Below are 13,837 nucleotides of genomic sequence, written 5' to 3'. Positions count from 1 at the left end.
ATGGGCGTTTCTCGGCTTCGGACGATCGAGGGGGCACGACGTTGTGTCCAGTTAGGGCAGAATGCCTGGAAACTTTCTCGACATCGGTCCGATAGTTTCTGGAGACTAGTGTCGCCGGGCCGCTGCGTCAACGAGTTCGATATCAGCGAGTTCCATTCAGGACGCGCGCGGAAATCCTTGGCACGGCGTGGTCCGCGTACCTACGCTGCGGCTATGACGCCCTTCGATCTGACGACCGGCTCCGACACCGACTGGGCGGACGTCTACCGGCTGCACGCGAACCATCGCACCCAGGCGGCGCCGGCCGAGTCCATCACCACCGAGGCCGACTACCGCGCCCGGCTCAGCCACCTGCCGCCCTCGGCCCACGCCGCCGCCTGGGCCCATCGGGCCCCCACCGGCCACATCGTCGCGTTCGCCTGGGCCGTGCTCCACTCCGCGCGTACCGTCTGGGTCTCGGACCTGATCGTCGCGCCTGAGCACCGCCGCCAGGGGCACGGCCGCGCGCTGTTCACGCTCGTCAAGGGGTACGCCGAAAGCAGGGGCTGTCGTTCGGTGGCCGGTTCGGTGCTCACCGAGCCCGGCCGCGCCTTCGTCACCGCCCTCGGCGGGCGCGAGTCCAATCGCAGCCGCCGCAGCGTCTGGCACCCGCCGCTGGACGCGGACCTGCGCCGCGACCTGCCGGATGGTTACCACCTGCGATCGTGGATCGGTGCGACCCCGGACGACCTGCTCGACTCTTTCGTCCGCGCCCGGGCGGCGATCAACGACGCGCCCCGCGACGCCGCGATCGACGACGAAGTCTGGACGCCCGAACGCCTCCGCGAAATCGAAAAAGCCGCCGCCGACCGGGGCAACGAAGTGCGGGTCACCGCCGCCCTCACCGCCGACGGGACGGTGGCCGGCTTCACCGACCTACGCGTGACCGGCACTCAGGCGATGGTCGACGACACCGCCGTGCTCCCCGAGCATCGCAACCGACGGCTCGCCCAAGCCGTGAAGTACGAGTCGCTCCGTCTCCTCGTTGCCGACCATCCAGCGGTCGCTACCGTCTCCACCAGCAACGACGCAACGAACGCGGCGATGATCGCCGTGAACACGAAGCTCGGCTTCGTCGAGACGGCGACCTGGACGCACGTCCTCGTCACCGTGTGATCGCCATCGTTTGATCGTCACTGTGTGATCGTCACTGTGCGATCGTCACTGTGTGATCGTCAGTGTGCGATCGTCATCGTGTGATCGGCAGCTCGCCGATCAGCTTCTCGACGCGGTTGCGGATGTCGTCGCGGATGGCGCGTACGGCGTCGAGTCCTTGCCCGGCCGGATCGTCGAGCACCCAGTCCTCGTGCCGCTGACCCGGGAAGTAGGGGCAGACATCCCCGCAGCCCATGGTGATCACCACCGAGGACGCCTCAGAGTCCTCGGGCGTGAGGATCCTCGGCCGCTGGCCGGTGATGTCGATGCCGACCTCGGCCATCGCTTGCACCGCGACGGGATTGATCTGATCGGCGGGCGCGGACCCCGCCGACCGGACCTCGACGGCGTCCCCGGCCAGCGTACGCAGAAAGCCGGCGGCCATCTGCGAGCGCCCGGCATTGTGGACGCACACGAACAGCACACTGGGCCGGTTGGTCATGACGGGCTCCTCACGGGAGATGCGTTCGCGGTTTGGCGGTCGGCGAGAGGTTCGACGGCGGGTGCGGCGACGACGGCGCTCGGCTGCGGGTAAAGCACTGCTACGACCGCAAGCCCAACGGCGGCGCCGATGATCTGGAACGTGACGAAGGCCGGGACCGAATTCGGGCTGATCCCAGCGAAGGTGTCGGTGAAGGCGCGGCCGACCGTGACGGCTGGATTCGCGAAGCTCGTGGAGCTGGTGAACCAGTACGCGGCGCCGATGTAGGCACCGACCGCGACGGGGGCGAACTGCGTCCGACGTGAGCGGATCAAGGCGAAGATCAGCACGATCAGGCCGCCGGTCGCGACCACCTCGCCGAGCCACAGGTGCGGCGCTGTCCGGGTCGTGGTCGCCCATGTCACCGCCGGCAGGCCGAACATCAGGTTGGCCAGTACCGTCCCACTCACCGCGCCGAAGACTTGCCCGACAACGTATGCAGCAGCCTCGACCGTACCGATCGCGCCGATGTCCCGGCGATGCGACCACCAGTCGGCGAGGGTGACGACGGGATTGAAGTGGGCTCCGGAAACCGGACCGAGGACGAGGATGAGCACCGCGAGCGCGAGCATCGTGGCGATCGAGTTCTCGAGCAGCCGCAGTCCGGCGTCGCCGGGGGAGAGGCGGTCCGCCATGATGCCGGATCCGACGACGGCCACCACGAGGAGCATCGTCCCCAGGTATTCGGCGATCAGCCGGCGAGCCTGGACGGGGCGGCTGATCATGGGTGGTGCTCCTCGACCGTGGGGGCGAGTCGTCCGATGCGGTCCGCGAGATCCGCATACGCCGCCTCGAAGGCTTCGGCGGTTCCGACCGGCACAGGGTCGGGGACCGACCAGTGCAGCCGGGTTCGGTCGGCGGGCAGCGTCTCGTGGACGTGATCGCACACCGCGATCAGCAGATCTCCGTCGGCGGCGACCTCGTCGAGCCGGTGCGTCGCGGTGGGGTCGAGCCGGAGTCCGTGACGCCGGGCGGTGCGTACCGCCTGCGGATTGACGCGATCGGCTGGCTCGGTCCCGGCCGAGGCCACCGGGATGGCGCTGTGCCCGCCCCACAAGGCGGCGGCCAACTGGGATCGCGCGGAGTTGCGCGTACACACGAAGACGACCCGTGGTGGGGCCGCCAGCCGAGGAGGGTGGAGCGCGGTGAGCGCTGCCGGACGCAGTTGCAGGTAGCTGCGCCGGCGATCGTGTTCCGACCGGCGACGCTCGATCACCCCCGCGTCGGTGAGCACACCGAGGTGGTGCGCGACGAGGTTGGTGGGCATCCCCAGGTGGACGCCGATCTCGCTGGGAGAGGCGTCGCCGATGGCGAGGATGTCCGAGATCGCGAGGCGAGCCGGATCACCGAGGGCGGCGTGGACCTTCGCCCGCGCTTCGAGGGAAGGAAGCTCAACGTTCATTGCCTCAAAAATTACTGAGGTAATGTGCTGGTGTCAATGAGCCCCGGTGTCGATCGGCCGGGGTCAACCAGAAGGCCCGGCCTCCCCCGAGGTGGCCGGGCTCATCTGCGGTGTGTCGGGCGAACTGGTTGCCATCTCAGGCGACCTGATCGGGTGGGTCCGGGCGGACCGGGTTGGTGTGTCAGGCGACGTCGAGCAGGGCGGACAGGGCGCCCAGCTTGGCGCGATCGGCCCGGTAGTACACCCAGGTGCCGCGCCGGTCGGACGAGACGAGGCCCGCCTCGCGCAGCGTCTTGAGGTGGTGGGAGATCGTCGGCCCGGACAGCTCGAACGCCGGAGTGAGGTCGCAGACGCAGATCTCGCCGTCGGCCGCCGAGGCGATCATCGACATCAGCTGCAGCCGGACCGGGTCGCCGAGCGCCTTGAACGCCGGGGCGAGTTCGGCGGCGGCTGCCGCGTCGACGGGCTGTGCCGCCAGCGGTGCGCAGCACGTGCCGTCCTCGGCGACCTCGATGAGCGGAAGCAGCTGTTTCGACATACCTCTAGTTTGACAGACGTCGAACGGTCCTGCCAGACGCGGTGGCCGGGGCCACATCGTCAGCCGCAGCAGGATCCGCCGGACGCCTTCGCGCCGACCTCGACGAGGGGCAGCGTCGCCAGCCCGCCGCTGACTCCCGTGGCGAGGCCGCGTTTGATCTCGACCGCCGTCGGGGCGGGCGAACTGCCGCAGCAGCTCGCGCCGTCGTCCTCGCCGAGGGCGGCGCTGGAACTGCATACGCCGGTCTCGGGCAGCTCGAGGTGCACGTCGCGGGCCGCCTCCCAGTCACCGGCGAGCGCGGCGACGACCGAACGGGCCTGTTCGTAGCCGGTGGCGAGCAGGAAGGTGGGCGCGCGACCGTAGGACTTCGCTCCGACGACATAGAACCCCGGTTCCGGGTGGCTCAGCTCGTCGACGCCGTGCGGCGGGACGGTGCCGCAGGAGTGCTTGTTCGGGTCGATCAGCGGGGCGAGCGTACGCGTGGAGCCGAGGATCGGGTCGAGGTCCAGGCGTAGCTCCGACGCCGCGGTGTGGTCGGGCCGGGCGCCGGTGGCGTTGACGATGACGGCCGCGTCGACCTTGCGCCCGTCCGCCGACACGAGCCCCTGCTCGGTGACCTCCGCGACGAGGAACCCGGTGTGCACGGCGAGCTTCCCCGCGTCGACCAGCGCGCGTACGCGGGTGCCGATCGCACCGCGGGCGGGCAGCTCGTCCGCGGCCCCACCGCCGTAGGCGCGTGACGGGTTGGGGGCGCGCAGCAGCCAGTGCACGGTGGTGCCCGGCTCGGACTCGGCCAGTTCGGCGAGGGCGAGGAGGGTGCCGGTCGCGGAGTGCCCGGCACCGATTACGGCGACGGTCTTGCCCGCGAACTCGCCACGCAGCCGGCCGAGGACGTCGGGCATGCCGTCGAACACCCGCCCGGCGGCGTACGCGCCGACCTCCCCGTTAGCCGGGATTCCGTTGCCGCCCACCGGGTTCGGCGTACGCCACGTGCCGGACGCGTCGATCACCGCCGACGCTGTCAGCTCGGTGCCGTCGGCGAGCCGGATCAGGTACGCGGACGTCTCGCGGCCGGTAGTGCGTACCTTGTCGAAGCCCTGTCGCGCGATCGCCGTGACCGTCGCGCCGAACCGGAGGCGCGGCGCGATCGCCGGGTGCGCGGCCAGCGGCGCGAGGTAGCTCGCGATCAGCTCGCCGCCGGTCGGCAGCTTCTCGGCGTCGGGCGCCGTCCAGCCGGTGGCTTCCAGCAGGACGCGGGCGGCGGGGTCGGTGTCGAACCGCCACGGGGAGAACAGCCGCACGTGCGCCCATTCGCCGATGGCGGCGGCGACGGTGTCACCGGCTTCCAGGACGACGAAGTCGAGTCCTCGGGTCGCGAGGTGGGCGGCGGCGGCCAGGCCGACCGGCCCGGCCCCGATCACGGCGACTGGGGGAGGTGTGGTGGTGCTCATGAGGTCCCCTTCCCGGCACTTCGGCCGAGCTGTTTAGAAAATTCTCGAACCAACGTTGTTTAGAGTGCCCCCTAATTAGGTGTCTGTCAAATCAGAAGCTCAGATCGGCGGCTCAGCCGCGCGGGGCGTACATGATCACGGCCACCCCGACCAGGCAGATCAGGGCGCCGATGAGGTCGTACCGGTCCGGCCGGAACTTGTCGACGATGACGCCCCAGGCCAGCGAACCGGCGACGAACACCCCGCCGTAGGCGGCCAGGATGCGGCCGAAGTTGGCGTCGGGCTGGAACGTGGCCACGAACCCGTACGCGCCGAGTGCGACCACGCCGGCGGCGATGAACCACAATCCACGATGTTCCCGCCAGCCCTGCCAGACCAGCCACGCCCCGCCGATCTCGAACAGCGCGGCCAACACGAACAGGGCGATGGAGCGCGTGATCGTCATGGGCGCAGGATATCCGCGCAGATCACGAGGCTGGCGTACGCCAATCGGCGGTCAGCATCGGGGCTCGCCTCGGACGAGATCGGCGAACGGCAGGGGACAGCAGTCGGTGGTGGCGCAAGTGGCCAGGTCGTCACAGCCCGCCTCCAGCGCCGTACGCAGGCTGGCCGCGATGACCTGGAGGTCGGCGATCTTCGCCTCGATCTCGGTGAGCTTGGCCGACGCCCGGTGCTGCAGACTGGAGTCACCGCGACGGCTGTGCCGATGCGTACCGAGGTCGACCAGATCGGCGACTTCGTCAAGGGTGAATCCCAGGCGCTGCGCGGTCTTGATGACGCGCAGCGTGGTCAGCGCCTCGCGTGGATAGAGCCGGTGGCCGCCGGGGCTGCGGCGAGGTTCGGTCAGCAGGCCCCGGCGCTCGTAGTAGCGCAGCGTCTGCGGGTTGACCCCGGCGGCGTCGGCGAGTTCGCCGCTACGCAGACCCGGGCTCATGCCCGGCTCCGGACGGCGGCCGCCCGTGCTTCGAGCGCGTCCAGCACCTCGACGTGCCCGGCCGGGACTTCGACGTCGAGGCGTACCACTCCTGGCTCGGGTGTGCCGACGGTGAAGGTGAAGAAGGAACAGCATCGCGTCTCGCGGTCGGCGAGATCGCGTACCACTTGGGCAAAGCCGGCATCGCCGGCCAGGACGACGCGCAGGCGCCGAGGCGCGAGCCGTTCCCCGGCGCGGACCGAGGCGGTGAACAGCGCGTCGAATTCCGCGAGGCGCAACGGCTGCTCGGCGGTCGGCAAGGTGCACGCCTCCGGAACCCACCCCAGGTCAGCGGGGATCTGATCGGTCATGGTCCCACGGTAAACCCGTACCTGGGTACCGGATGCAAGAGCGGCGCCGAACGAATCCGTTCGCCCGCGTGTCGGCCGGGTCGGCCGTGTGGCCGGGGCGCATGCTGGCCCTGGTGGGCGCGTCGTGATGCGCGCGAGCGGACTTCGGGGGACGGATGCGCGCCGACGATCGGCTGTTGTGGCGGACCGAACGGTGGTTCCTCCGGCAGGGCCTGCCGCAACTCATCGAGGGCTACGACTTCCGCCAGGTCGTCGCGCGGATGCTGCCGTTCCTGGCGTTCACCGCGCTGCTCTGGCTGGACATGTTCGCCGCGATCAGCCCGTGGACCGCGGGGCTCATCGGCGCGATCGTGGCATTGGCGGTGTGGGGGTGGCTGACCCGGTTCGGCCGGCGGCCCTCGCCGCGACTCTCCACCCGGACCGCCGTCCTGCTGCTGGCGGCCCACGCCCTGATTCCGCCCGCGATGTTCCTGCTCGCGGCGATGCTCGGCTGGATCGACGTGAACCTGTACCTGCTCGGCGGCCTGGTCGAGGTGTCCGTGGGGGCCGGCGAGGACTTCACGGACGCGGACTTCCGGGCGATCGTGCTCACGGTGACGGCCACCTGGGTGCTCCTCGACGCGGCGCTCATCGCGATCGGCTACGTGATCACCAGCAACGGGTTGTTCGCGCTGACGCTACGGGCTTTGCGGCACGCCGGGCAGGACCTGCGCCAGACGGTTCGGCTCCAGGGCCGGGCGCTGCCGGTGGTGATGTTCGCGACCTTGTTCCTGTTCTTCACCAACGAACTCTGGCAGGCCTGCAACCGCCTCGGCTGGGCCCGGATCGGCCTGCTGGTCGGGGTGTTCGCACTGATCGCCAGCCTCGCCGTCGGCGTACGCCTCAATCAGGAGGCGGCCCGGATCGAACACGACTTCACCCCGGCCGGAGTGGCCGACGCCTGCCGGGGTACGCCGCTCGCCCATCGCGCGACGAGCATCAGCGGCCTGGCCCCGATCCCGCTGCGTCCCCGGCAGCGCATCAACGTGCTGTTCGTCCTCGCCGTACGCCAGCTCGTCCGGGCGGCGATCGTCGGTGCGGGCCTGTTCGCGATCCTCATGGTCTTCGGCCTCGTCGTGGTCTACCCGGCGATCGCCCAGAAGTGGATCGACGCGCCCGTGGCGTACTCGAAGCTGTTCCCGGGGCAGCCCCTGGCGATGTTCAAACTGGCGATGCTGCTGGCCGGGTTCGGCGGGATGAACTTCATGGTCAACGGGATGAGCGATCCGGACGACCGCGCCGAGTACTTCGCCCCCAGCGTCGACGAGCTACAACGAGTCCTCGGCGTGCATGCGGCGTACACGGAGCTGCGGCATCAGGCCCAATAGCGCGTCAAGCGCTTCAGGTCCGCTAAGCGCTTCAGGCCCGATTAGCGCGTCAGGCGCGATAAGCGGTGGCGCGTCTTCGGCCGAGCGGGCACGATGGCTCTATGACTACCACTGGCAGCTCCGTGAACGTGATCGTCGTTCGGTGATCACCCGTCGACGTATCCGTTGGACTGCCAGGAGAGACTTTGAACCCCATCGACATATCGCGCCACCCTGCCCTGGAGATCGCCTGCGACGAATCAGGCTGGGAAGGTAGCAACTTCGCCGCCGCGAACTCCGGCGTCATCGCGTACGCCAGCGTCCGGTTGTCCGTCGACGACGCCGAGGCGTGCGTACGGCTGCTGCGCGGCCGAACCGAGCGGCAGCACCACGAATTCAAGGCCGGCCATCTGATCCGGAACACGGACGGAGCCGGCCTCGCCGCGTTCCTCGGACCGGACGGTCCTGTGCACGGCCGGGCCTGGGTCCATCTGACCCACAAGTCCTGCTTCATCATCGGCCGCGTCCTCGACATCTTCCTCGGAGACTTCGCCGACACGGTCAGCCTGGGCCTGCGGCCCGATCCACGGCTGGCGGCCCGGGCGACCGAGCTGTGCCGATCCGGCCGGGAGATCTTCGGCCGCGAACGGTGGCAGGCCTTCCTGTCCGCCACCAACCTGGTGCTGCGCGAGAACCGGCACCCCAAGGTGCACGGGCCGGTGGACGCCTTCTTCGACCAGGTCGACGCCCTGCGCGCAGCGGCGGCGAAGACCGCCGACGGTTGGCTCGCCGAGCTGCTCGGCGACCTGGCCGACGCCCGGCCAGGCGGCTACGCAGCGCGCATCCGGCTGATCGAGAACCACGTCCTGCGACCCGTGCTGGAGCCGCTGCTCCCGGCGCTGGCGCGCACCGTCCTGCACTGGAGCGCCGGTACGCGGCCCATCGCGATCGTCCACGACGAGCAGTCGGCGCTGACCGAACGACGGATCCAGCGACTCGAACACGTGCTGGCCGAACCGCCGCTGGAACTGATCCGGCCGCCCGTCCAAGGCCGGTTCCTCCAGTTCCGCCAGACGGACTCGCGTACCGAGCCCCGCGTCCAGGTCGCCGACGTCCTCGCCGGGGTGACCCGCAAGATCGCCTCCGGTGGCTCGCTCCGGGCGAACCATCCAGAGCTGGCCGAGCTGATCCAGCCGTACCTCGATCCAGCCTCCTGCTGGTGCGCTTGGCCGGCTGACCGAGCGGCCTAGCCGCGGAATGTGATGGTCATTCGCCCTCCGCATGCGCGCGGCGGTCGTTTCGCGGGCCCGGTCGTTTCGCGGGGCGGTCGTTTCGTGTGGCGGTCGTTTCGTGTGGCGGTCGGTTCGCGGGGCGGTCGCCAAGCGCAGCGGTCATTTTGCTGGGCGGTCGCCAAGCGCAGCGGTCGTTTTGTGCGGCGGTCGTCTCGCTGGGCGGTCGTCTCACGCAGCGGTCGTCTCACGCAGCGGTCGTCTTGCGTGGCGGGCGTCTCGTACGGCGGTCGTCTTGCGTGGCGGGCGTCTCGCGCGGCGGTCGTCTTGCGTGGCGGGCGTCTTGTACGGCGGTCGTCTCGCGTGATGGGCGTGTCGCGCGGCGGTCGTCTTGCGGGACAGTCGTCTCGCGCGGCGGTCGACTCACGCAGCGGTCGACTCACGCAGCGATAGTCCGCGCGGCTGTCGTTTCGCGCAGGGCGGAGGGCGGATGACGGCTCGAGCCGGCCGGAGCTCGCGAAGGCAGGGCACATGGGGCCGCCCTGCGGCGCGCGCCGTGGCTGACCGCGTCAGCATCGCCGGTGGAGAGTATTCCGTACCGGTCTTCGCAACGGGTCGACGAAGGCGGGCGGGAGGAATTCGGGGAAGCCGTCTGGTCTCATGCGGACTTCCCAGTGCCCGTGGTGAATCTCGCGGTGGTGGAACCCGCAGAGTAGGACGCTGTTGGCGAGGCAGGTGTCTCCGCCGTCTGCCCATGATCGGATGTGATGGCCGTGGCACCACTGTGGCGGTCTGTCGCAACCGGGGAAGGCGCATCCCTTGTCCCGCAACACCAACGCTCGGCGCAGCGGCCCGTCGATCAGACGTCGAGCGCGGCCGACATCGAGGACTTGGCCATCGCCACCGAGCACCGCGGGAATGATCATCGCGTCGCAGGCGAGGCGTCGCGCGGTTTCCGGGGTGAGCAGGTCGCCGGTGTCGAGCAGTCCCGCACCGACCTTGGCTTGGAGCGCGTCCCAGGGCAGGGTGATCGTCAGGTGCGGCTTCTCGCCACCGTTCTCGGGCAGCTCGCCGGCGTTCATGATTCGCTGGCACACCTCGATCAGAGCATCAGCCCGCCGCGCACCGGCCGAACGCAGATCCGGCTCGCCCGGCAACACCCGAGCCGCAACGCGACCGCCGTCTGCCGCATCAGCGCCACATCCCGCGCCCGCGCAGCTCGCATCCGCGCCCGCACAGCTCGCATCCATGCCCGCGCAGCTCGCATCCGCGCCCGCGCAGCTCGCATCCATGCCCGTGCAGCTTGCGTCCATGCCCGCGCAGCCCGCGCCCGCGCCACCTGCCACCGTGAAACTGCCGGTTGCGTTCGCGCCTGCGCAGCTCGCGTCCGCGCACGCGCCCCTGCAGCCCGCGCCCGCGCCACCTGCCACCGTGAAACTGCCGGTTGCGGCCGCGCCCGCGCAGCCCGCCACGGTGAAGCCGCCTACAGCGTTCGCGCTCGCGCAGCCTGCGCAGCCTGACATGGCGAAGCTGCCTGCTTCCTGACCGCCATCGAGCCGGGCGGCGGCGGCGGTTGGTGCGGGCTTTCGCGGCCCGGACAACGGATCCAACGCGGTCCGCACGATCGCAGCCATTTCGGCGTCCAGGATGCCGCGGATCCGGTATTCGCCTTCGCCGTACGGGATGAGAGTGAAGTCGCGGCGGTCGTAGGCGGAGCGTTCGGCGCGTTCCAGATCGCGGCGGAGGCGTTCCTCGGCGATCTCCGGCGCGACCAGCTCCAGGATCTGCGACCGATGGTTCTCCAGCGTCTCCGGCCGCAGCCGGTCGTCGGCAGCCAGCTTCGTCAAAACGTCAGCGGCCTTCGCCTTGCCCGCCTCACCTACCGCCGACGGCAGATCGTGCACCGTCTTCGCGATCACCCGCGCCTGGTCGACGGTGATCTGCCCGGCTGCCAATGCGTCCTCGACGACTGGCGTCTCGGGCAAGAGCTTGGCCAGCTTCGTCCAACCGACAGCATCCTTGTGCCGCATGGCCAGGAGGTAGGTCAGCCAGTTCGCGGTGCCAGTCGCGCCCGCGTTGTAGGGGATCTCGCGACTGTCGGCGGTGCCGATCAGCGTCAGGAACCGCGCCGACAACTGCTGGATCGCCGTATGAACCCGGCGGACCTCGTCGGTGATCTCGGCGTCCGAAAGTGTCCACAGGGGACCGGCCGCCAGCTCGGCGACATCCGCCTCCACCTGCGCCAACACCCCGACCACAGGTCAACATTAGAACAACCGTCCGACACCTTCCAGGGGGTCAAGGTCACGAGAATGTGCCACGATGGATCCACATTGGAAGGTCACAAATCGACCGCGCGGAGGCGGCGTCCGTCCTACGCTGAGGTCATGGTTGACCAAAGCCGCCCCGCCCAGGTGGACGACGTGCACGAGCTGGCGCTCGCGATGCCGCACGTGACCGTCGAGAACGGCACCGGCGACAATGCGATCTACCAGGTGGGTGGGAAGTCGTTCATCTTCTTCCGCAATCCGCGGCCGGACGCGTACGACCCGGAGACCGGCGAGCGCTACGCCGACGTGATCGTCTTCTGGGTCGGCTCCGACGCGGACAAGCAGGCACTCGTCCAGGACGAGGAGTCGCCGTTCTTCACGACGCCGCACTTCAACGGGCACCCGTCGGTGCTGATCCGGGCCAGTCGACTCGGGGAGATCTCCCGGGCCGAGCTGGCCGAGGTCGTCCAGGACGCCTGGCTGGCCCGAGCCTCGGCCCGCCGCGCGTCGGATTGGCTGGCCCATCGGGCGGGCCACGATGACTGAGCTCGCCCCGGAGTGGTGCGTCGTCGGCACCTTGCTGCCCTACCCGTACAGCCCGACCGGGCCGCAGGCCGAACTGCGCGGTCAGAAGATCTTTCCGGCCGGAGCCAAGCTCTACGTGCTGGGCGGCTTCGCCGGCATGGGCTACGAGACCTTGACCGTCCTCGGGTACGCCCATCGCCGCCGGAGCCCCGTCAAGGCGCACCTCAGGGCCAAGTACGTCGGAGGCTTCCGGGCGCAGCTGGTGTATCGGCCGGTGGTGTTGCGGGCCATTCACCGGGCGGAGGCTGAGGACGGCACGTGCCACCGTTGGCTGTTCGAGTATCGCGAGCACAGCCGTGTGGATCTGGCGCCGTCGGATCCAGCGACCGGCGAACGACTGGCGCGTGTGGCGGCCGACTTTCAGAAGCGGCTGCACGGGCCGGCGCCCGATTCGGCCGACGAGCGCGGATAGCCCCCGGCTTCCAAGGCGTCGCTCAGTCGTGGGAGCCGTAGAGCCGGCGACTGATCAGCAGCGTGATGACGCCGAGCAGGATCGCGGCCGCGCCGAAGAAGAGCATCGGCGACAGCGAGGTCCCCGTGTTCGCCAGGGCTGGTCCGGACGGCGCCGGCGAGACGGCTGGGGCTGGCGAGCTGGACGGTGAGAGCGACGGCGACGGTGACGGCGTGAGTTCGGTCTCCACCGTCACATCTCGCTCGGGTGATACGACCCGTCCGTCGTCGCCGGTGGCGGTCGCGGTGTTGGTGATGGTTCCGGCCACCACGTCCTCGGCCGTCACCGGGTAGCTTCCCGTGCAGGTCGTGCGGTCGCCGGGCGATCCGGCCGGGGCGAGCGAGGTGCTCTCGCAGACGACTTCGGCGACCCGATCGTCGGCCACCTTGATGTCCGGCACCGGTACGCCGGTGACGTTGGCGACGGTGTACGTGTACTCGACGGTGTCGCCTTCGCGGTACACCCGGCTCGTGTCCGCCGACTTGGCGAGGTCCAGCATCGCGAGCGGTTGCATGGATCGCACTGTCACGTTGCCGATGAGATGGATGTCGGTGAACAGGCCGGTGGACGCGCCGAAGCCGAACTTGTAGGTGTCCGGGACCGGGGTCGGCGCGTCGAAGTCCAGCACTCGCTGCGCGCCCGCGCCGTCATTGAAGTCGATGTCGACGGAGACGTGCGGTGTGGGACCTGGGCTGATCTGGATGGTGACCGTTCGCTTGGACGGCTGGAGCAGCTGGGCGGCCTGCTCGGCGGTCGTTCCCGGCGGGAACGCGGTCAACGGTCCCTGCAACTGTCCGGGCAACGTCGACGGCCAGGGGCCGGTGGTGGTGAAGTTGCTGGTCGTCGCGGTCAGGAAGCAGTACCCCTCGGTGCCGTGGCCCGGACCTCGGACGGTGACCATGTTCTGGCCCGGCGCGGGTACGCGGAACGGCGTGCCGGCCGGGGATGTCCGGGCGCAGCCGCTGCCGCGCCGTTCCCAGTCGCCGAAGTAGTTGCCGAGGACGTCGAAGCCGACGCCGAGGTATCCCTGGTCGACGCCGGCCAGGAACGGGTTGGCCGGGTTGTCGTCGGGCAGCTTCTTGCCGTAGCCGAGGCTGCCGCCGAACGCCCCAGGGGCGCTGAGCCCGCCCGACCCGTCGACCAGGAAGAAGGAGATCCCGTCCGCCGGGGTGGCGGGGGTAGTGGAGCCGTACTGGTACTGGTCGAACGTGACCTCGATGCCTTCGGAAGCGGGCAGGGCCTGGTCGAAGAGGACTGCGCCGGACTGGTCGTTGAGGTCGTCGGTGAGCCGGAGGAAACCGAACGGCGCCCCGCCCGCCGGGGGGACCGGCCCGACCGCGGACCCGCAACCGCCCAGCGGATGCAGCCCGTCGCCGATGCCGGTGACCGGCGGCGCTCCGGTGAGACAGGCGGAGCCGTACCCGGCGAACCGGGCGTCGGCGGCCGCGCCGGTGAACGGCTCGTCCACCAGCAGTGTTCCCTCAGCCGGAGCCGCCCAGCCGACTCCGCCACCGGTCAGGACGGCGATCGCCACCGCGATGCCGCCGACCAGTACGCGACGAAGACGCGAGATTGATTCCGGTTGATTTTGTGGCATATGCCCACA

15 protein-coding genes are annotated in these 13,837 nt (G+C 69.9%); 5 read left to right on the top strand and 10 right to left on the bottom strand.

The window, feature by feature from the left end:
- Positions 1–213 precede the first annotated feature (213 nt).
- Positions 214–1,155 carry a GNAT family N-acetyltransferase gene (locus tag AB0M47_RS13240; protein ID WP_363412470.1) on the top strand — a complete coding sequence of 314 codons (942 nt, stop codon included), beginning with the start codon at positions 214–216 and terminating at the stop codon, positions 1,153–1,155.
- A gap of 73 nt (positions 1,156–1,228) precedes the next feature.
- Here AB0M47_RS13240 and AB0M47_RS13235 read toward each other — a convergent pair whose 3' ends face one another.
- The 8 genes from AB0M47_RS13235 to AB0M47_RS13200 all read right to left on the bottom strand — a co-directional run bounded on the left by AB0M47_RS13235 (position 1,229) and on the right by AB0M47_RS13200 (position 6,350).
- Positions 1,229–1,636, bottom strand: coding sequence for an arsenate reductase ArsC (locus tag AB0M47_RS13235; RefSeq protein WP_363412468.1), 408 nt, complete (start codon positions 1,634–1,636; stop codon positions 1,229–1,231).
- Complete coding sequence (locus tag AB0M47_RS13230) at positions 1,633–2,400, bottom strand: MIP/aquaporin family protein (protein ID WP_363412467.1); 768 nt, start codon at positions 2,398–2,400, stop codon at positions 1,633–1,635. Before AB0M47_RS13230 ends, AB0M47_RS13235 begins: the two co-directional genes overlap by 4 nt.
- Positions 2,397–3,077: an ArsR family transcriptional regulator gene (locus tag AB0M47_RS13225; protein ID WP_363412465.1), complete on the bottom strand. Its 681-nt coding sequence runs from the start codon at positions 3,075–3,077 to the stop codon at positions 2,397–2,399. The genes AB0M47_RS13230 and AB0M47_RS13225 overlap by 4 nt, the downstream gene beginning before the upstream one ends.
- A gap of 181 nt (positions 3,078–3,258) precedes the next feature.
- Positions 3,259–3,615, bottom strand: coding sequence for a metalloregulator ArsR/SmtB family transcription factor (locus tag AB0M47_RS13220; RefSeq protein WP_363412463.1), 357 nt, complete (start codon positions 3,613–3,615; stop codon positions 3,259–3,261).
- Between the two features lie 59 nt (positions 3,616–3,674).
- Positions 3,675–5,066 (bottom strand): FAD-dependent oxidoreductase, encoded by a 1,392-nt coding sequence (locus AB0M47_RS13215; RefSeq protein ID WP_363412461.1) that lies wholly within the window; start codon positions 5,064–5,066, stop codon positions 3,675–3,677.
- Between the two features lie 112 nt (positions 5,067–5,178).
- Positions 5,179–5,511, bottom strand: coding sequence for a YnfA family protein (locus tag AB0M47_RS13210; protein ID WP_363412459.1), 333 nt, complete (start codon positions 5,509–5,511; stop codon positions 5,179–5,181).
- Positions 5,512–5,562: 51 nt separating this feature from the next.
- A complete protein-coding gene (locus AB0M47_RS13205; RefSeq protein WP_363412457.1) occupies positions 5,563–6,000 on the bottom strand; it encodes a MerR family transcriptional regulator in 438 nt (145 codons plus the stop codon).
- Positions 5,997–6,350 (bottom strand): hypothetical protein, encoded by a 354-nt coding sequence (locus AB0M47_RS13200; RefSeq protein WP_363412455.1) that lies wholly within the window; start codon positions 6,348–6,350, stop codon positions 5,997–5,999. Before AB0M47_RS13200 ends, AB0M47_RS13205 begins: the two co-directional genes overlap by 4 nt.
- 155 nt (positions 6,351–6,505) lie before the next feature.
- On the opposite strand from AB0M47_RS13200, the gene AB0M47_RS13195 reads away from it, so the two are divergent.
- Both AB0M47_RS13195 and AB0M47_RS13190 read left to right on the top strand, forming a co-directional pair.
- Positions 6,506–7,717 carry a hypothetical protein gene (locus AB0M47_RS13195; protein ID WP_363412453.1) on the top strand — a complete coding sequence of 404 codons (1,212 nt, stop codon included), beginning with the start codon at positions 6,506–6,508 and terminating at the stop codon, positions 7,715–7,717.
- A 185-nt stretch (positions 7,718–7,902) separates the two neighbouring features.
- Positions 7,903–8,946 (top strand): hypothetical protein, encoded by a 1,044-nt coding sequence (locus tag AB0M47_RS13190; RefSeq protein WP_363412451.1) that lies wholly within the window; start codon positions 7,903–7,905, stop codon positions 8,944–8,946.
- 548 nt (positions 8,947–9,494) lie between these two features.
- On the opposite strand, the gene AB0M47_RS13185 is transcribed toward AB0M47_RS13190, so the two are convergent.
- Positions 9,495–11,162 (bottom strand): DUF222 domain-containing protein, encoded by a 1,668-nt coding sequence (locus tag AB0M47_RS13185; RefSeq protein ID WP_363412545.1) that lies wholly within the window; start codon positions 11,160–11,162, stop codon positions 9,495–9,497.
- A gap of 150 nt (positions 11,163–11,312) precedes the next feature.
- Between AB0M47_RS13185 and AB0M47_RS13180 the strand changes: the two genes are divergently transcribed.
- Together AB0M47_RS13180 and AB0M47_RS13175 are read left to right on the top strand one after the other, a co-directional pair.
- The gene (locus AB0M47_RS13180) at positions 11,313–11,741 is read left to right on the top strand and encodes an MmcQ/YjbR family DNA-binding protein (RefSeq protein ID WP_363412449.1); all 429 of its coding nucleotides are present in this window, start codon (positions 11,313–11,315) and stop codon (positions 11,739–11,741) included.
- The gene (locus AB0M47_RS13175; RefSeq protein ID WP_363412447.1) at positions 11,734–12,192 is read left to right on the top strand and encodes a hypothetical protein; all 459 of its coding nucleotides are present in this window, start codon (positions 11,734–11,736) and stop codon (positions 12,190–12,192) included. Before AB0M47_RS13180 ends, AB0M47_RS13175 begins: the two co-directional genes overlap by 8 nt.
- A gap of 22 nt (positions 12,193–12,214) precedes the next feature.
- Here the strand turns inward: AB0M47_RS13175 and AB0M47_RS13170 are convergent, their stop codons facing one another.
- The gene (locus AB0M47_RS13170; RefSeq protein WP_363412445.1) at positions 12,215–13,828 is read right to left on the bottom strand and encodes a hypothetical protein; all 1,614 of its coding nucleotides are present in this window, start codon (positions 13,826–13,828) and stop codon (positions 12,215–12,217) included.
- Between the last annotated feature and the right edge of the window lie 9 nt (positions 13,829–13,837).

Source organism: Hamadaea sp. NPDC051192, assembly GCF_040682475.1.
Lineage (GTDB): Bacteria > Actinomycetota > Actinomycetes > Mycobacteriales > Micromonosporaceae > Hamadaea > Hamadaea flava.
The sequence above is the reverse complement of the archived record's forward strand: the minus strand, read 5'-3'. Positions and strand labels throughout refer to the sequence as shown.